This is a genomic window from Streptomyces sp. NPDC049687 (assembly GCF_044465285.1).
GTDB lineage: Bacteria > Actinomycetota > Actinomycetes > Streptomycetales > Streptomycetaceae > Streptomyces.
Genome location: NZ_JBITLN010000002.1, coordinates 1,005,510 through 1,022,210, shown reverse-complemented (window position 1 = coordinate 1,022,210; position 16,701 = coordinate 1,005,510). Strand labels below are relative to the sequence as shown.

13 protein-coding genes are annotated in these 16,701 nt (G+C 68.6%); 7 read left to right on the top strand and 6 right to left on the bottom strand.

Features of this window, described 5'->3' with window-relative positions; translation table 11 throughout:
• Window positions 1-69 precede the first annotated feature (69 nt).
• Entirely contained in the window at window positions 70-1,923 is a 1,854-nt protein-coding gene (locus tag ACIBVL_RS09745) for an AMP-dependent synthetase/ligase (RefSeq protein ID WP_399094887.1), read from the bottom strand.
• Window positions 1,924-2,319: 396 nt separating this feature from the next.
• On the opposite strand from ACIBVL_RS09745, the gene ACIBVL_RS09740 reads away from it, so the two are divergent.
• Together ACIBVL_RS09740 and ACIBVL_RS09735 are read left to right on the top strand one after the other, a co-directional pair.
• Window positions 2,320-2,754 carry a trypsin-like serine peptidase gene (locus tag ACIBVL_RS09740; RefSeq protein WP_399094602.1) on the top strand — a complete coding sequence of 145 codons (435 nt, stop codon included), beginning with the start codon at window positions 2,320-2,322 and terminating at the stop codon, window positions 2,752-2,754.
• Between the two features lie 505 nt (window positions 2,755-3,259).
• Window positions 3,260-3,868 (top strand): GNAT family N-acetyltransferase, encoded by a 609-nt coding sequence (locus ACIBVL_RS09735; RefSeq protein ID WP_399094599.1) that lies wholly within the window; start codon window positions 3,260-3,262, stop codon window positions 3,866-3,868.
• Window positions 3,869-4,382: 514 nt separating this feature from the next.
• Here ACIBVL_RS09735 and ACIBVL_RS09730 read toward each other — a convergent pair.
• Window positions 4,383-5,309, bottom strand: coding sequence for an SGNH/GDSL hydrolase family protein (locus ACIBVL_RS09730; protein ID WP_399094596.1), 927 nt, complete (start codon window positions 5,307-5,309; stop codon window positions 4,383-4,385).
• 394 nt (window positions 5,310-5,703) lie between these two features.
• Here ACIBVL_RS09730 and ACIBVL_RS09725 point away from each other — a divergent pair, with 394 nt between their 5' ends.
• On the top strand, window positions 5,704-6,291 hold the full coding sequence (locus ACIBVL_RS09725) for a sigma-70 family RNA polymerase sigma factor (protein ID WP_399094593.1): 588 nt from the start codon (window positions 5,704-5,706) through the stop codon (window positions 6,289-6,291).
• A 107-nt stretch (window positions 6,292-6,398) separates the two neighbouring features.
• Here the strand turns inward: ACIBVL_RS09725 and ACIBVL_RS09720 are convergent, their stop codons facing one another.
• From ACIBVL_RS09720 to ACIBVL_RS09710, 3 genes are all read right to left on the bottom strand, one after another.
• Window positions 6,399-8,339, bottom strand: a complete 1,941-nt coding sequence (locus ACIBVL_RS09720) for an ATP-binding protein (RefSeq protein ID WP_399094590.1) — start codon at window positions 8,337-8,339, stop codon at window positions 6,399-6,401.
• A 301-nt stretch (window positions 8,340-8,640) separates the two neighbouring features.
• Entirely contained in the window at window positions 8,641-10,134 is a 1,494-nt protein-coding gene (locus tag ACIBVL_RS09715; RefSeq protein ID WP_399094587.1) for an aldehyde dehydrogenase family protein, read from the bottom strand.
• A gap of 224 nt (window positions 10,135-10,358) precedes the next feature.
• Window positions 10,359-10,772 (bottom strand): cupin domain-containing protein, encoded by a 414-nt coding sequence (locus tag ACIBVL_RS09710; protein ID WP_399094584.1) that lies wholly within the window; start codon window positions 10,770-10,772, stop codon window positions 10,359-10,361.
• 393 nt (window positions 10,773-11,165) lie between these two features.
• On the opposite strand from ACIBVL_RS09710, the gene ACIBVL_RS09705 reads away from it, so the two are divergent.
• Window positions 11,166-12,068, top strand: a complete 903-nt coding sequence (locus ACIBVL_RS09705) for a TIGR03619 family F420-dependent LLM class oxidoreductase (RefSeq protein WP_399094581.1) — start codon at window positions 11,166-11,168, stop codon at window positions 12,066-12,068.
• Between the two features lie 283 nt (window positions 12,069-12,351).
• Here ACIBVL_RS09705 and ACIBVL_RS09700 read toward each other — a convergent pair whose 3' ends face one another.
• On the bottom strand, window positions 12,352-12,645 hold the full coding sequence (locus tag ACIBVL_RS09700) for a hypothetical protein (RefSeq protein WP_399094578.1): 294 nt from the start codon (window positions 12,643-12,645) through the stop codon (window positions 12,352-12,354).
• A 684-nt stretch (window positions 12,646-13,329) separates the two neighbouring features.
• On the opposite strand from ACIBVL_RS09700, the gene glnII reads away from it, so the two are divergent.
• The 3 genes from glnII to ACIBVL_RS09685 all read left to right on the top strand — a co-directional run bounded on the left by glnII (window position 13,330) and on the right by ACIBVL_RS09685 (window position 16,606).
• Complete coding sequence (glnII, locus tag ACIBVL_RS09695; protein ID WP_399094575.1) at window positions 13,330-14,367, top strand: glutamine synthetase; 1,038 nt, start codon at window positions 13,330-13,332, stop codon at window positions 14,365-14,367.
• A 53-nt stretch (window positions 14,368-14,420) separates the two neighbouring features.
• Complete coding sequence (locus ACIBVL_RS09690) at window positions 14,421-15,116, top strand: aspartate/glutamate racemase family protein (protein WP_399094572.1); 696 nt, start codon at window positions 14,421-14,423, stop codon at window positions 15,114-15,116.
• A gap of 146 nt (window positions 15,117-15,262) precedes the next feature.
• Window positions 15,263-16,606, top strand: a complete 1,344-nt coding sequence (locus ACIBVL_RS09685; RefSeq protein ID WP_399094569.1) for an ammonium transporter — start codon at window positions 15,263-15,265, stop codon at window positions 16,604-16,606.
• The last annotated feature ends 95 nt before the right edge of the window (window positions 16,607-16,701 follow it).

Genomic DNA, 16,701 nt, shown 5'->3' with positions numbered 1-16,701 from the left:
CTCCGGCTTGCTCCTCCCGGGAGAGTCACTGCGGACGGCCGAGGTAGGCCTGGTCCGGGAATCAACCCGTCAGTCATGGTCGCGCACCGCCTGCCCCGCCGTGAGGTCGGTGGTCGCGTACATCGCGTCGATGACATCGCGGTACTCGGCCGTGGCGTGGGCACGTCGGACTCTCAGAGCCGATGTGAGCATCCCATTGGCGACGGTGAAGGTGTCGGGCAGGATACGGAAGTCCTGAATGGCTTCGGATCCGGGAACGGTGGCGTTCACCCGGCCGATCGCGCGCTGTATCTCCTGCCGTATGACGTCCGACCGTATGAGTTCCGAGCGTTCGAGTCCTGTGGCCGACAAGTAGTGCTCCACAACCTTCCAGTCGAGGGTGATGAGTGCCGCGAGGCAAGGACGCCCCTGACCGACCACAAGGCACTGGGCGATGAGGGCATGGGCTCGCACGCCTTCCTCGAGCGGTTCGGGGGAGACGCGCAGACCACCGCTCGTCACGATGGCCATCTTCTTGCGGCCGGTGATGTGGAGGTACCCGTCCCCGTCCGAGCGGCCCAGATCGCCGGTCGGTAACCAGCCGGCACCGCCGGCAGCCGGCTCCGGTGGTGAACCGGTCGGGGTTCCCCGGGAAATCTGCGGGCCCCTCAGCATGATTTCGCCGTCCTGCGCTATGCGTACGTCGACGTCGTCGACCGCTTGTCCGACCGTGCCGAACTTGATACGGCCGGGCGGGTTGCATGCTATGCCTGCGGAGGATTCGGTGAGTCCGTACCCTTCGTGTACGGCGATACCCGCGCCGAAGAAGAACAGGCCTATATCTCGTCTGAGGGAGGACACACCGGATATGGAGTTACGCATACGGCCGCCGAATGAACGACGGATCTTTCGGTAGACCAGTAGGTCATACAGGGTGCGGCGCGACCGAAGCCGGGCGGAGGGGCGCGGGCCGCCGCTGAAGATGTATTCCTCGTAGGCGACGGCATAGTCGCCGGCAGCCTTCACGGCCCGTAGGAAGACCCTTTGCCGCCCCTTCTCGGTGGCGGCCCGCTGAGCGGCGTGAAAAAAATTCTCGTAAACCTCGGGAACAGCCAGCACAAGTGTGGGACGGAACGATCGCAGGTCGTTCAGCAGGGTTGGTGGCTGCATGGAGGAGCTGTGGGCCAGCTGTATGCCGTGCCTGACCGCGCAGACCTGAACCGTGCGCCCGTACATGTGGGAAAGGGGCAGGGAGAGGAGCGTGGACGCCCTCCGGCCTCTTGGTGACTCCCGGATGATTTCCTGCGTGTGCCGCATGAAGGAATCCGCCTGTGCTGCCAGGTTTCCATGCGTGATCAGCCACGCTTTGGGCTCGCCGGTCGTCCCGGCCGTGTACGCGATCGTGGCCGGTGTGTCCGGCCCGACCGAGCTGCGTCGCTCCTCCACCTGTCGGTTGTCCACCCGTCGGCCCTCGTGCATGAGCAGGTCGACGATTCCCTCGTCGAGTTGCCAGATGTCACGCAGCGCCGGGAGGAGATGCATGGCGGCACCGACCTTTACGTGGTGCTCCGTCTTCTCGACCATGCATGCCACAGCTTCGGTCTCGGAGAGCACCCGCGCGATCTCCTCGGAGGGGGACGTGTGATGCAGCGGGACGGATATTGCGCCGATGGTCCACAGTGCGTAGTCGAAGAGGGTCCACTCATAACGGTTCGCCGACAGAATGCCCACTCTGTCCCCGGCGGCGATGTCACGGGCCAAGAGCCCTCGGGACAACGCCCTGACATCTTCCGCGAATCGGCCTGATGTCATGTCGATCCATTTGTCACCCACTCTTCGTGCCAGTTGAACGAATCCCGGCCGACGGGCCGCTCTGTCGAACACGGCGTCGGCGAGCCCGCCGCTCGTGTGCCCGGCGACGACAGCCGCAGAATGTGTTTGCATACGCCCTCTCGGTTCTCGGATGCGTACAGAAGTGAATTGCCCGTGCCGGCGATCCGGATCTCTCATGCCCGATCACTCCGCATCAGCGGCCCACAGCAGGCCCGCACAGGCACTACGTGCGCTTTCCGCGGCCGGTTCGCTCCGCAGCGCACAGCGCGAGAGCCGCCGTTCTCCCACCGCTCCGAAGGGGTGAACCCGAGGTCGAAGTCGGCCGTAAGAACCAACGGGCAACGGACATCGGACGGGACAACACCTGATACCCGTGCCGCGCGGACTGGCCGCCACGGCGGTGGCCCGCAAGCTGGCGCAGAGGAATCCCCCGCGGCAGCCCACCCCGCTTCCGTCGGCAAGCTCTTCTTCGACACCCCCCAGGGCCCGTCCGCCTGCTCGGGCACGGTGATCCGGGACCCGGCCCGTCCGGGCCGCTCGAGTCTCGTGTGGACGGCCGCGCACTGTCTGCACGCCGGGAGGGAAGGCGGCTGGTTCCGGAACATCAGCTTCGTCCCGTCCTTCGGCGCCCGCGGGAAGTCCACCGCCGCGTTCTCTTCCGGCTCCGGCACCCGGTTGGCGCCGCTCGGGCACTGGTGGGCCGACGGGGCGGCCACGTCCGACGAATGGCGGGCCGAAGGCACCGTCGCCGACGGCGCCGGCGCGCCCTTCGACTTCGCAGTACTGCATGTCACGCCGCCCCCGGGCACCCAGGGCAGGTCGCTGGAGGAGATAGTGGGGGCAGCCGTCCCGGTCGCCTTCGCATCTCGCCCTGCGACTGTGGGGGAGCTGGTCATCTGGGGTTACCCGGAGGGGACGGACGCCACGAGCCTGCGCCTCTGAGCGGGCCTGTCCCGGCGAGGGGCGGAGGCCCCGCCCCCGTCGGCGGTGCACCGCGTGGGCTGCCCGACGGCCGCGCGCTCGTCCGCCAGCGGTTGGTTCGCTGCGGACGGCGCGGGCGAAACCGAGCTGGTCTCCAACACCTCCGTCGTATCCGGCGGCTCCGCTTCCGCCACCCGGGTGGCAGGACCCGTCCTTGGGGCAGCGGCCGAAAGCGTCCTGAAAGGGATCAGCGTTCGCTTCGGAGGGACCGATCCCCATCGGATGACCGGCCGTCGCAGCCGGGAAGCAGGCTGAGCGGCCGAATCGAACCGGTTGCCGGTTCTGTCCGTTGAGCAGAACGGCAGGGCGGTTTCCGGGGGCGGGCGAGCCGGCGGGAGAGTACGTCGGCGGGTACCGCCGGAACACGCCTTCGCTCAGGCGGAATGCCGTGCGGATGCGCTTCGCCGGGCTTCGCCACCACCTACAGTGCCCACTTCTCGAAAGGTCTCCGATGCAACAGTCCGTCATGCACGAGTTGGAGATCCACGCCTTGGATCTACGCCAGGTCGATGCGGCTGTTGCGATGCATGAACGTTGTTCCCCACAGACCATTCTGAACCGCTATCTGCAGCCAGTGCCCCGCAGCGGACCCTATGTGCGTAAGTTGCTCGGTGCTCGCGGTGGCCGTTCCTTCGCGGCTGTGACGGCAGGGGCCCACATCATCGGTCTGGCCCACCTGCTTCCGGACGGGGACGGCAGTTCTTGCGAGGCCGCCCTCCTGGTGGAGGACGCGCACCAACGGCGGGGAGTGGGCCGACGTCTGCTGGGGGCACTGGTCGGCGCAGCGGAAGACGCCGGGTACACCTCCATGCACGGTTATGTCCGCCGGGGGAGTCAGTCGCTGGGCCGCAGCCTCCAGGAGTTGGGTGTGCCTTTCCAACAGACCTACGACGACGGCCTGTTGAGGGTGAGCATCGAGGTGAAGGACCTGCGGGGAACTGTACGGCGAAGGTGTGATGCGACCGCCCTGCCGAACGCCGTCACGGCACCACGACATCAGGAGACGCCCTGCGGCGGCTCCGCCGGGTCGGTGACTGGGACCCGGCTCGCGGCTTTTCGGCTCCGCAGCGCGTAGTACAGCGGGCTGGGGAGGGTAGCGGCGAGCATCCCCGAGGAGATCTGGAATGCCAACGCCCTCGCCCTGTGGCAGGGGCCCGCCTCGCCGGGGATCCGAGGGGAGTACACGGACGTTCGTCGCACCCGCTCGCGAAGCCGCGGATGTCCGCGCCGGCGAGCAGGTCCTCGTGGGTGCCCTGCTCGACGACTTGCGCTGTCCATCCACCTCGACGTGCTCTGGGTGGGCGGGGCCCGCGAGCTGCTCGCCCGGCGTCCAGGGCAGGAGCGCGTCGCGGGCGACATCACCTCCCTACGCCGAGGCCGTCACCAGCCACGAGTGTGCTCTGGTGCCCCACCGGCGCGCGGGGGCCGATCCGGTCCCCCCGACGCTCCCGCGGACGCATGCCGACAGCTCTCCGACGACGGAGGCGAAACCGGAACGCGGCGGCCCGGCCGGTCGCACCGCCGTCCCGCCGCGCTACCGGGTGGTCGACGCGTCGGCGCAGGATCAGCGCCGACGCGTCGGCGCGGTACTACTGCTTGTTGATCTGCACCATGGCGGACAAGGCCATGGCGTATTGGCCGAACTTGTTGGGATGAGCGATCTGGGTGTCCTCGGCAGGTTTCATCAGGGGCTCGATCCACCGCTCCTTGCCGGGCTGGCACATGTCGTGACCAGCCGTCAACGCGTAGGTGTCCGCGAAGTACATACCGACGCCGCCGGCTGCCGCCTGGCGCTGCAGCGCCCGGTTGAGCTTCTTCGTCGTGTCCCGCAGGAAGGCGAAGTCACCCTCGGCGATGGGGACTCCCGCGCTCGGACAGCCGACTCCGTTGTCCGGGAAGAGCGCGGGGTAACCGACGACGATCACCTTGGCGTCCGGGCTGCGTCGCCTGACCTCGGCGAGCACATCGCGGATGCGGCCTTCCATTGTGTTGATGCGCTCGCCCAGTTCGTCCTTGCCGCCCTTCGTGAACTCCGCCTTGCAGGGGCTGCCCTTCAGGCCGGTGAGGATGGCTTGCTTCGTGCACGTTGTGAGCACCTCGACGAAGCCGACGTCGTTGCCGCCCATGGTCAGCGTGACGAGCTTCGTGTTGGGGGTGAGGGCATTGGCCTGCGGAGGCGTGGTGCCCTTGCTGTTCCAGAACTCGCGGGTGGTGGCACCGCTGCAGGTGACATCCTTGAAGGCGCGGTTCAGCCCCGCCACCGCGGAACTCGTGGAGATCAGGTGGGCGTAGCCGTACTTGGTGCGGTCGCAGTCCTTGTCCTTCACGTCGGGCAGCCCGGCACCCGAGGCGTAGGAGTCACCGAGCGCCACATAGTTGGGCCCGTCGCCGGCGGCGACCGCCGGGCTCTGGGCCGTCGCGGCCGGCGCGCACAGAGAGAACAGAGCGGCCGAGGCGGCCGCGACCCCTGCGGCCGCGCGGTGCCGGCGGGACAGCCGGATGGGGGAATGCGTCATTCTGGGATGTGCCACAACGCCTCTGGATTCTTGTGAAAAGGGATGGATGGATGCGGCGTGCCGTGCTCGTGACAGCCGCGCGCCCGGGAGCCACGGCCGTGTGCCGGTCGGTCGGAAACGGACACGGCCCGGCCGGGACCTGGTAAAGCGGGCGGTGGGCCCGTCGGTCCGCCGCGGACGCTCTCGAAGTGGCTCAACGAGGAGCGAGGAGCATCGGTTCACCGCGCGTCAGGCCATGTCGTTCGGTGCGGCCGACTTCTCGCGGGCGGCGCCCGCCGTGCCCCTCAGCAATCCGACGACAAGCTCCGGCCAAGTCCCGTGCATGAGCGTAGGGACGTCAACGCACGGCGTTGACACGCTACTTGCACATTTTCGAGCACGAGGACTCCAAGCCATGAGGCGCACCACCGATACCGTCGGCGCTTCCACCGAGCACCCCACGCCACTTGCGCAGCTGGCAGGCGAGAGCGCCGACCGCGAGGCATTCATCAGGGGACTGTACGAGCAGCACGGCGCGGATCTGCTGCGGTACGCGGCCCGGCTCCTGGGAGGCGACTGGCACCAGGCGGAGGATGTCGTCCAGGAAGCGGCCGCGAGGGCGTTGAACCATTTGGACTTCCTGCGGAACACGGACGCGGCCCGTCCCTGGCTGTTCACCGTCGTACGCAACCTGGTCATCGACCACCACCGGGCACGGCAGATACGCCCGGCGGAGGTGCCGGCGGCGGAAAGACCGGAGACGCCGACTCCCGATCAGATAGACCGGATGCTCACCTCACAGGTGGTCAGGAACGCCTTGCGGGAGCTGAGCGCGCAGCACGAGGAAGTCATCAGGCTCATGCACTACTCCAGATACAGCGTGGCCGACGCCGCGAAACACCTGGGCGTACCTCCGGGCACGGTGAAATCCCGTTCCTACTACGCCACCAGGGCTCTCAAGACCGCCCTGATGACCCGCGGGGTCCTGGACGCCACCGTCTGACGGACCGGGCTCGCCAACAGCGACGTCCGGTACCGCTCGTACTCTCGGCGTCCCGAACGTGCCCTGGCAGGTCCCCGACCGGCACCGCGGTCAGGGACATCCGACGGCTACGACGACCGGTGCCCGCCCGGGGCGGTTCCGTGGATCTCCTGGCGCCACAGGGCGTCACAGAGCCGCTCGACGCCGCCGACCAGATGCCTGCGATATGTACCGAACGGCAGGCCCAGCCGTGCTGCGGCCCCTTCCTGGGTGGTTGCGCCCCGCAGATAGGTTGTCGCCACCGCCCGGTGGTACTTCTCACCGCCGAGTTCCTCTGCCAGCGCCTCCACGGCCTGGATCAGCACGTCCCGCAGTGCCGCCCCTTGTTCGACGGTCAGCCTGCTGCGGGCCAACGGGTTCGCCGTGAGTTTCTCCGGGGTGCGCAGCTTGCGCAGCGCGTCGCGCACGGCGGCCTCGAATTCGGGCCGGGACAATACGGTGAGTTCGGCGGGCCCGCCGGAGGGCGACGCCTCATCGGGAGCGCCGGCCACGCTGTTCGACAGCATCAGACGGGTCTTCTGCTCCGCCCACGCCCAGAGCGGCTGCGTCCGCCAGTCCAAGGCGAACAGCACGTACGTGACGTCGCCGATCCGAGGCCGGTCGTCGATCGGGACGAGGCCGAGGCTCGTCGCATAGGGATGCCAGAACTCCACGGCCCGTATGGCCAGGTACGACCAGCCCAGTCGCGGCCCGGCGCGGACGACTTCGGCCACGAATCGCCATTGGTGGAGGTCCTCGACCGGCGATATCTTCGGCTGGCCTCCCCCGGCCAGCCCGGGCACATGGAACCGGGACACTGCCAGGTGCTCACCGTCCCGCAGCGCGGCGGTGCTGCGGGCGTGTTTCCAGGCCGCCGCGACCACGGGGTCGACGTCCTCGCCATACGGTTCGGTCTGTCGCAGCCAGGTGGAGAAGCCCACGATCTCGCCGCTCCGCGTGGACCGGTACACGCGGAAGGTATCCGGCTGCCGGTCCAGCCAGAATCGGGCCAGGGCAGCCGACTCCGGCCCTTCCACCTTGGTCGTCAGGTCGATCACCGCGGTGTGTTCTTCCGGATCGCAGGGATGCAGCACCACCTCGCCGTCACCGCGCCAGCTGTTGAAGTCGGATATGTAGCGATCGGTGCGGTACAGATAGAAGAACTCGCCCACCGCAGACAGCATCCCGCTCTCCGGAACCGTCCGTATCCGATCGAACAGGTGGCGGCGGAGCCGACTGTGCAGCTCCGCGAACCCATCGGGATCACGCCAGCGCAGGTCCGCCTCCAGCGCCGCACGCACCACATCGTGCGGGAACAGTCCGTGTCGAGAGGACTCGACGAAGGGCAGACCCCGCAGCCAGGCGAACGTCGACACCGCCGCGTCACCGAGTACGGCGCGCAGCAGTGTCTCCGTGGTCACGTACGCGTGGGCGCACACTTCCAGCGCCCGCCGGTGGATCGGTGAGGGCACCTCGCCGATCAGCTGCGGCAGCAGGGTCTCGATCACATCCCGGCTCGGCTCCCAGTCCCCGGTGCTCTCCTCGTCCTGGATCGCCACCGCCGCCGCGAGCGCGAGGCCGAGGGGGTGGCCACCGGTGAAGGCCAGCAGTGCGTCATGGGTCCGCTGCGGTACTCCGCGGTTGTTCAGGAAGGCGGCGGCCTCGTCCGGGGTGAGGTTGCGCAGCGCCACGGTCCGCATCAGTGTTGCCCAGCCGGGATCCGAGGTCCACCCGGCCTCCGGTGCCTGGCGTCCCGCGATGACGACGAGTGCTCCGGCCGGCAGACGGGTCAGGAACCTGTCCCGCAGCCAGCCCTCAAGGCCCTGGCAGCGCTCGAAGGTGTCGATGAGCAGCACGACTCGCTCGCCGGTGAGTACCGCCCCGGCCTCCTCTTCGAAGGCCTGGGGTGTGGGCTCGGTGATCCGCCCGTCGACCTCGAGCACCTCGCGTCCCGCCGCCCGTGCCTCGGCGGCGAAGCGGCGCAACAGCATCGACTTGCCGATGCCGCCGGGTCCGTGCAGGTAAAGCACCGCAAGGCTTTTCGCGTCGCCTGACAACGCGGAACGAAAGAGGCCCAGCTCGGCCACACGGCCCGCGAAGGCGCGGTCTCGTGCCTCCTGTAACTGGGCCCCTATCCAGCCGGCTCCGCCGCCACTCATGCAGGCCCCTCGGTTCGCTGTCGCGCGGATGGCGCAGACGTTCAGATCACTTACGATCGAGGATTCTCGCATGTGATCGCATCGGACCGACTGAGTACGGGCTGCGCCCTCGAGTGGGCGATCTCACGCAACGCGACGGTCGGTTCCGGTACTCCGACGAGGGCCGTATACGTCAGCGGCGCTCATGGAGTTGGCGGACGAGGGAGACGACACGGGCCTTGGCCGCGGCGGGCGCGGTGAAAGAGGTCAGATTGACCGGCGGGGCGAAGCGCTGCACTGTGACGGACTGGGGTGCGGTGAAGGCGCGCAGGCCGTCCTCGCCGTGGATACGCCCGAATCCGGAGTCTCCGGAGCCCCCGAAGGGGAGGGCGGGCACGATGGCGAAGCTGAGGACCGAGTTGACGGAGACCATGCCGGAGCGCAGCCTGGAGGCGACCGCGGAGCCGGTGCGTCGGCTGCGGGAGAAGACCGCGGCCCCGAGCGCGTAGCGTGACAGGTTGGCGCGGCTGATCGCCTCGTCCAGATCGGCCACGGCATTGACCGCGACGGTCGGGCCGAACGTCTCCTCCGTCATGGCCGTCGCGTGCTCCGGTACGTCGACCAGGACGACCGGCTCCACGTAGCCCTCGGACACCGACTCGACACCGCCCAGCACGGCGCGCGCCCCGGCCGCCAGTGCCTCGTCGAGATGCCGCTCCACCACAGCCGTCTGCCCCGGCATGGTCATCGGTCCATAGGCGGCGTCCGGCCCCGGCCCGGGGCGGAGTTCCCGGGCCCGCTCCACGATCTTGGTACACAGGGCCTGGTGCACCTCCCGAACGGCATACACGCGTTCGACACCCACACAGGTCTGGCCGGCATTGCCCATCGCGCCCCACACGATGGCGTCCGCGGCGGCGTCGAGGTCCGCGTCGGCGGCGACGATCACGGCATCCTTGCCACCGCACTCGGCGAGGAACGGCGTGAGCGACTCTGCGCACACCGCCATCACCTTGCGAGCGGTCCCCGGCGAGCCGGTGAACGCGACCTTGTCCACGCGGGAACGGGCGAGTGCCTCGCCCGTCCCGGCAGCACCGGTGACGGTGGTGAGCAGACCGGCGTACTCGGGCACTGCCGCGTCGAAGAGTTCAGCGAGCAGTACACCGGAGCCCGGACTGTACTCGGAGGGCTTGAACACCACGCCGTTGCCGGCCGCGAGCGCGTAACCGATGGATCCCATCGGGGTGAAGACCGGATAGTTCCACGGCCCGATCACACCGATCACACCGAGCGGACGGCGGACGAGCGTGGCCCCCTGATTGACGGCGAGCAGCCCCGTACGGATCCGGCGTCGGCCCAGAACCCGGCCGGCGTTGCGCGCCGCCCAGGACAGATGCTCCAGAGCGAGGATCATCTCCAGCTCGGCGTCGCCCCGAGTCTTGCCCGTCTCCGCGGACACGGTCGACGCGACGGTGTCGAAGGACGCTGCCAACTGCCTCTTCCATCGCAGCAGATGCTCACGGCGCCGACTCGCCGGCAGCGCCGCCCAGCCGGCCGAGGCCTTCCGCGCCCGGTTCACGGCCGCGGCGATCTGCGCCGGCCCCGCGACCGGGTACTCGGCCAGTTGCCTTCCGGTGGCCGGGGAATTCGAGGTGAACGTCGCGGCGGGAAGGGTCGTGTCCGTCATCGGTGCTCCTGGTGTGAGTCTTCCGCCGAGACGCGGGGCGTCGGGCATGCCTGGCGCCGAGTCCGCGCCGAGGCCGTCCTGCGTCCATACGAAGAGGTGGCTGTGGGGCTTCAACTGGGGCGGGAGGGGAACGACTGCCCGCTGCCCGCCCTTCGCTCGTTGATCGCCGTGTTGCTGAGGTGGGCCGACCCGTCCGAGACCGGGCCCCGCCCCCTGTCGCGGGCTCAGCCGAGGGTGTAGCCGTACTTCTCGGCGACCGCTGCCATGGCCACCACGTCGGCCGGGTCGAGCGGCGGCCCGACCTGACCCCTGACACCGGGACGCCCTATCTCCTGGAACATGCCGTCCATGCCGCCGGGAACATACAAGAAGTACATCCGGGCGGGTTGATCGGCGCTGATGTTGCGGAAGGAGTGGCGCACTCCCTTGGGGACGTAGACCACCCCGCCCGGCTCGACCTCGAACTCCTCGTCGCCGGCGGTCACATGGAGTGCCCCCTCCAGGAGGACGAACGTCTCGGACTCGCCGTGGTGGGTGTGCGGCGGCGGCCCGGCTTCGGCGGGTACCACGGCTTCCGCCAAGGAGAGTTCACCACCGGTGTCAGCGGCCCCGAGAAGAGTGGTGTAGGTGTCTCCCACGAGGAAAACGGGAGAGCCGCCGTGCGGCGGTACATGCAGAGGAGGCAGGGACACTGGTCGTCTTTCTGATCGGCCGTACATTTCGCATGCCACAACGGAGGTTTGCGGGGTCCGGTTCAACGCGGTGCCGGTGCGGGCCGCCCGCCGGGCCGGCCACGAGACGGCCTTGCCCGCTCGGCCTCGTCTCCCGACACGCCGAGAGCCCGATACCGAAGTAGTTGCGGGTTCAACGTGTGTACCCTCAACACGCATGGCGGCCGTGGACGACCACCCCGACCGCCGTCTCGCTTCCGGTGGAACCGGCGTGCGGTGGTCGCCATCGAGGACTGCCGGTGTCGCCGCGATGATTCAGCTCTTCAGCGACTATTCAGCGACTATTCAGCAAGGACAGCCATGAAGATCGGTTTTGCGCTCCCGCAGTTCCACAAGCAGGCGTTAGGCATAGCCCGGACCGCGGAGTTCGCCCGCGAGGTGGAGAACGCGGGGGCCGCGAGTCTGTGGGTGAGCGACCGCAACCTGGCCGCCGTCCAGCCGAAGATCGGGTACGGAGGGCAAGGCAACACCATTCCCGCCGAACTCAACCCGGCCGCGGACCCGTTCGTACTTCTGGGCATCGCGGCGAGCGCCACCGAGCGTGTACTGCTCGGCACCCATGTGCTCATCGCGCCGCTGTATCCGCCGGTGCAGCTGGCCAGGTCGCTCACCAGCATCGACCTCATCAGCGAGGGACGTCTGCTGCCCGGCTTCGGCATCGGCTGGTCACCGGAGGAGTACGAGGCCGCGAATACGGACTTCACCCGGCGCGGCGCGAGGATGAACGAACTGCTCGACGCCCTCGACGCCATCTGGACCACCGACCCGGCCCAGTACAGCGGTGAGTTGATTTCGGTGCCCCTGCACCATGCTCCCCTCAAGCCCGCCCGGCGCCCCCGCCCGCCGTTCTACCTCGGCGCTCTGTCCGAGCGCGCTCTGCGCAGGGTCGCCGAGCGCGGTGACGGCTGGCTGCCGCTGGTCGTGGTGCCCAGCTATGTGGACATCGACGGACTGGTGAACCAGCGGGCGCTCATCGACCGGCTGGCCCGCGAGGCCGACCGGGACCCGACCGCGATCGACACGGTCCTGCGGGTCAACATCGACGAGGGGACCACGACGCAGCAGGTCGCCGACGTCATCAAGGCGGTTCACGAGCGCACCGGGATCGACCACTTCATGGTCGACTCGCTGTACGCCGTCCACAGCGTCGACGGATCCATCGCCCACGCCGCCGAGCTGATCACCCTGGTCGAGAAGGGCTGACAGCGGTAGCGACCCGGCGGTCGTAGGAGGCTCGGGCCGGACACCGTCCGCCCTCCGGTGGGAAGGAGGACGCCGGCGGCCCGTCGTCGTCCGTGCGCCGGCGCAGGTGGCCCGCCGTTTCACGGCAGGAGTTCTGCACGACGATCCGCCGTAGGGCCTGGCCCGGGGACCGAACGCCCGGCCTGTCCCGGGCCGGTAGGGCTGGGCGGGTGCGGGTGGTGCGCGGCGGGAAGAACCCATAGGTGCCCGCCGCCGCATCACCGGGCCGATCGAACGGAGCCTGTCAGCCGTCGCCCCGGGGTGTGTTCCACTCGCCGGCGCCGGGTCGTTCCGTCGATTCAGGCCTCTTCGCATCGCGCAGCAGGTGGAAAACCGGGCTCAGGGCGGTGGAGACAAGCATTCCGACGGCGCCCCGGAAGGCCCATGCCAGCACCCCGGACTCATGGGTCCGCTCCAGCAGTACCTGTGTCACAGGGTAGGCCAGCACACATCCCACCAGCAGGATCCACCATGGACCGGACCAGCGTCCTCGGGCGAGAGCGGCGACTCCGAAAGCAACGAAGATGATGACGCTCATCCATATGGTGTGACTGCTCTGCATCGTGGCTTCCCTGACTTTCCCTCGGCAGTAGGCGGTGCGTCCGCGTCCGCTGCAACGGCGACTTCGCGATCCCGGTTCATGAGCACGGTCCGCGGACCCGATCCCCACCGCGCCCGCCCGGGCTGCGAGCGCTTCAGAACACCCCGTGCTCTGATCAAGGGGCTCTGCTTGCCGCTGCGGCGGTCACACAACGCGCCCCCTGCGCCGCACTCCGCCTGTGACGCGGCGCAGCCGATGTGCGAACGACGCTTTCCCATCGAACCGTTCCTGGCCGGCGGCCGTTGCTAGTGACGACAGCCCCTCGCGCTCGAAGAGCTCGGGGGAGCGTGCCGCGCGCCGCGACGGGGCGAACCGTGGCTGACGCGGCACCAGGTGACCACGCGCCGACGGCAGTTCGCAGGCCGAGGCGTCGTCGGCCTCAACAACTCCGTGAGGCTTTCGGAACGCAACATCGCTCTGCGTCATCGCTGGCACTCGGCTGCGCCGGGCCTGATTCGACCCGCTGATTTCCCCATTCGGCGTGCAGCCAACAGCCGTGATGGGAGCGGAACTTACCGAGGACACCCCCGGACGGAGTCCGGCCCACCGTCCGGCGGCGAAGACGGCCTCGTGTTCGCCGCCTCCCTTAAACATCGCAAACTGAGAAGAACGGAAAGAGTCATGACCTTCAAGGCTGAGTACATCTGGATCGACGGCACCGAACCGACGGCCAAGCTCCGTTCGAAGACGAAGATACTGGCCGACGACAGCAAGGGTGCCGAGCTGCCGATCTGGGGCTTCGACGGGTCCTCCACCAATCAGGCCGAGGGCCACGCCTCGGACTGCGTGCTCAAGCCGGTCTTCTCCTGCCCGGACCCGATCCGTGGCGGCGACGACCTCCTCGTCCTGTGCGAGGTCCTCAACATCGACTTCACCCCGCACCCGTCCAACACCCGTGCCGCGCTGGTCGAGGTGGCGGAGCGGTTCGCCGTGCAGGAGCCGATCTTCGGCATCGAGCAGGAGTACACGTTCTTCGACGGCGAGCGTCCGCTCGGCTTCCCCCAGGGCGGTTTCCCGGCCCCGCAGGGCGGCTACTACTGCGGCGTCGGCGCGGACGAGATCTTCGGCCGTGACGTCGTCGAGGCGCACCTGGAGAACTGCCTGACGGCGGGGCTGGGCATCTCCGGCATCAACGCCGAGGTCATGCCCGGCCAGTGGGAGTTCCAGGTCGGCCCGCTCTCCCCGCTGGAGGTCGCCGACCAGCTGTGGGTGGCCCGCTGGCTGCTCTACCGCACCGCCGAGGACTTCGGTGTCTCCGCCACCCTGGACCCGAAGCCGGTCAAGGGCGACTGGAACGGCGCCGGCGCGCACACCAACTTCTCCACCAAGGCGATGCGCGAAGGGCCTGAGGGCCATGCCGCGATCATCACCGCGTGCGAGTCGCTGGGCGAGGGCTCGAAGCCGCTCGACCACGTCAAGAACTACGGCGCCGGCATCGACGACCGTCTGACGGGTCTGCACGAGACCGCGCCGTGGGACGAGTACAGCTACGGCGTCTCCGACCGCGGCGCCTCGGTGCGTATCCCGTGGCAGGTCGAGAAGGACGGCAAGGGCTACATCGAGGACCGCCGTCCGAACGCCAACGTCGACCCGTACGTGGTGACGCGACTGCTCGTCGACACCTGCTGCACCGCGCTGGAGAAGGCCGGCCAGGTCTGATCCGGCGGCATGGCACACCTATGTCGAAAGCCGAAAGTGCAGGGAAGGCAAGGATGCAGACCATCGGACTGATCGGCGGGATGAGCTGGGAGTCGACAGCGGAGTACTACCGCCTGTTCAACGAGTTGACGCGCGCCAGGCTCGGGGGCCTCCACTCGGCCCCGTGCCTGATCTGTTCGGTCGACTTCGCCAGGATCGAACGATTCCAGGTCCAAGGCCGCTGGGCGGAGGCCGGCGATGCTCTGGCCGACGCTGCTCAGTCCCTGGAAGCGGCCGGCGCCGATCTGGTGCTCATCGGTGCCAACACCATGCACAAGGTCGCGGACCGGGTCGAGGCCGCGGTCTCGATCCCCCTCCTGCATGTCGCCGACGCCGTGGCGCATGCCGTCCTGACATCGGGTGTGCGCAGAGTCGGTTTGCTGGGAACGGCGTTCACCATGGAGCAGGACTTCTACCGGAGCCGCCTTGAAGCGGCCGGGCTCGACGTGCGCGTTCCCGACTCGCAGGGACGCGCGATCGTCCACAGGGTGATCTACGAGGAGCTCGCGCTGGGCATCCTCCGGGAGTCGGCTCGCGCTGCTTACCAGCAGGTCATCAAGGCGCTGGTCGCCGACGGCGCGGAGGGCATCATCCTGGGCTGCACGGAGATCGAGCTCCTGATCGGCCCTCAGGACAGCCCTGTCCCGCTGTTTCCCACCGCACGGATTCACGCGGAAGCTGCCGTCACCGCGGCGCTGTCCGGCTCTTGAACGCTTTCCCATGACCGGCCGGGTCGCGGGCCGGGCTGCCCGGGGCATCACGGCGTTCCGTACAGCTCGCCGCAGGCCCGCCTCTCATGGCCGAAGAAGTGCTTCGCCCGCACGGGCCCGCACGTACCAACGACGAGGAGAAGCCGATGCCAGTCGGCATCACACTTGCCGCAGAGACAGAGCTCTCCGCGGCCAACACAGGGTTCATGCTCATCTGTTCCGCTCTGGTGCTGATCATGACACCGGGTCTGGCCTTCTTCTACGGAGGCATGGTCCGAGTCAAGAGCAGCATGAACATGCTGCTGATGAGCTTCATCAGCATCGCAATCGTCACCATCCTGTGGGTGCTGTACGGATTCAGCCTGGCCTTCGGCACCGACTCCGGCGGCATCATCGGCTGGTCGGCAGACTATGCCGGACTGAGCGGAATAGGCCTTGCGCAGCTCTGGGACGGCTACACCGTCCCGGTCTACGTCTTCGCCGTTTTCCAGCTGATGTTCGCCATCATCACGCCCGCGCTGATCAGCGGAGCTCTCGCGGACCGCGTCAAGTTCACCTCCTGGGCGCTCTTCGTCGCTCTATGGGTCACCGTGGTGTACTTCCCGGTCGCCCACTGGGTGTGGGGCACCGGTGGCTGGGCCTTCGAGCTCGGTGTGATCGACTTCGCCGGTGGTACGGCGGTGCACATCAACGCGGGTGCCGCGGCACTCGGCGTCATCCTGGTCATCGGCAAGCGCGTCGGTTTCATGAAGTACCCCATGCGGCCGCACAGCCTGCCGCTGGTGATGATCGGTGCCGGTCTGCTGTGGTTCGGCTGGTTCGGCTTCAACGCCGGCTCCTGGCTGGGCAACGACGACGGCGTGGGCGCCCTGATGTTCCTCAACACGCAGATCGCCACCGCGGCCGCGATGCTCGCCTGGCTCGGGTACGAAAGGCTGCGCCACGGCTCCTTCACCACGCTGGGCGCCGCTTCCGGGGCTGTCGCCGGCCTGGTCGCCATCACCCCGTCCGGTGGCGCGGTCAGCCCGCTCGGCGCGATCGCCGTCGGGGTCGTCGCCGGCGTGCTCTGCGCCATGGCTGTCAGCCTGAAGTACAGGTTCCGCTATGACGACTCCCTCGACGTGGTGGGTGTCCACCTCGTCGGCGGTGTCGTCGGCTCGCTCCTCATCGGCCTCTTCGCCACCGGCGGGGGCCAGAGCGACGTCGCGGGCCTCCTCTACGGCGGCGGCGTCGACCAGCTCGGCAAACAGGCCGCGGGCGTCCTCGCGGTCCTCGCCTACTCACTGATCGCCTCGGCGGTCCTTGCCTTCCTCGTCGACAAGACCCTCGGCATGCGGGTCAGCGAGGATGCCGAGATCGCCGGCATCGACCAGGCCGAGCACGCCGAGACGGCGTACGACTTCAGCAGCGCCGGCGGCTCGGGCGCTGACGATTCGGCTGCCGGCCAGCGCGTGAGGGAGACGGGGGAGACCGAGAGGGTACGGGCGTAAGCGAGCGAACCAGGACCGACTCGGAAGCCGCCGATGAGGCGGCGGCCCGGCTGCACCGCCTGAACGAGGCGGCGCAGCCGGGCCGCCGCGCCTGG

What these genes read in the sequence shown, in the direction of transcription:
- ACIBVL_RS09700 (WP_399094578.1), bottom strand. Translation starts at nt 12,645, where the DNA reads ATGAGCGTCATCATCTTCGTTGCTTTCGGAGTCGCCGCTCTCGCCCGA.
- ACIBVL_RS09745 (WP_399094887.1), bottom strand. Translation starts at nt 1,923, where the DNA reads ATGCAAACACATTCTGCGGCTGTCGTCGCCGGGCACACGAGCGGCGGG.
- ACIBVL_RS09715 (WP_399094587.1), bottom strand. Translation starts at nt 10,134, where the DNA reads ATGACGGACACGACCCTTCCCGCCGCGACGTTCACCTCGAATTCCCCG.
- ACIBVL_RS09730 (WP_399094596.1), bottom strand. Translation starts at nt 5,309, where the DNA reads ATGACGCATTCCCCCATCCGGCTGTCCCGCCGGCACCGCGCGGCCGCA.
- ACIBVL_RS09690 (WP_399094572.1), top strand. Translation starts at nt 14,421, where the DNA reads ATGCAGACCATCGGACTGATCGGCGGGATGAGCTGGGAGTCGACAGCG.
- ACIBVL_RS09735 (WP_399094599.1), top strand. Translation starts at nt 3,260, where the DNA reads ATGCACGAGTTGGAGATCCACGCCTTGGATCTACGCCAGGTCGATGCG.
- ACIBVL_RS09705 (WP_399094581.1), top strand. Translation starts at nt 11,166, where the DNA reads ATGAAGATCGGTTTTGCGCTCCCGCAGTTCCACAAGCAGGCGTTAGGC.
- ACIBVL_RS09685 (WP_399094569.1), top strand. Translation starts at nt 15,263, where the DNA reads ATGCCAGTCGGCATCACACTTGCCGCAGAGACAGAGCTCTCCGCGGCC.
- ACIBVL_RS09725 (WP_399094593.1), top strand. Translation starts at nt 5,704, where the DNA reads ATGAGGCGCACCACCGATACCGTCGGCGCTTCCACCGAGCACCCCACG.
- glnII (WP_399094575.1), top strand. Translation starts at nt 13,330, where the DNA reads ATGACCTTCAAGGCTGAGTACATCTGGATCGACGGCACCGAACCGACG.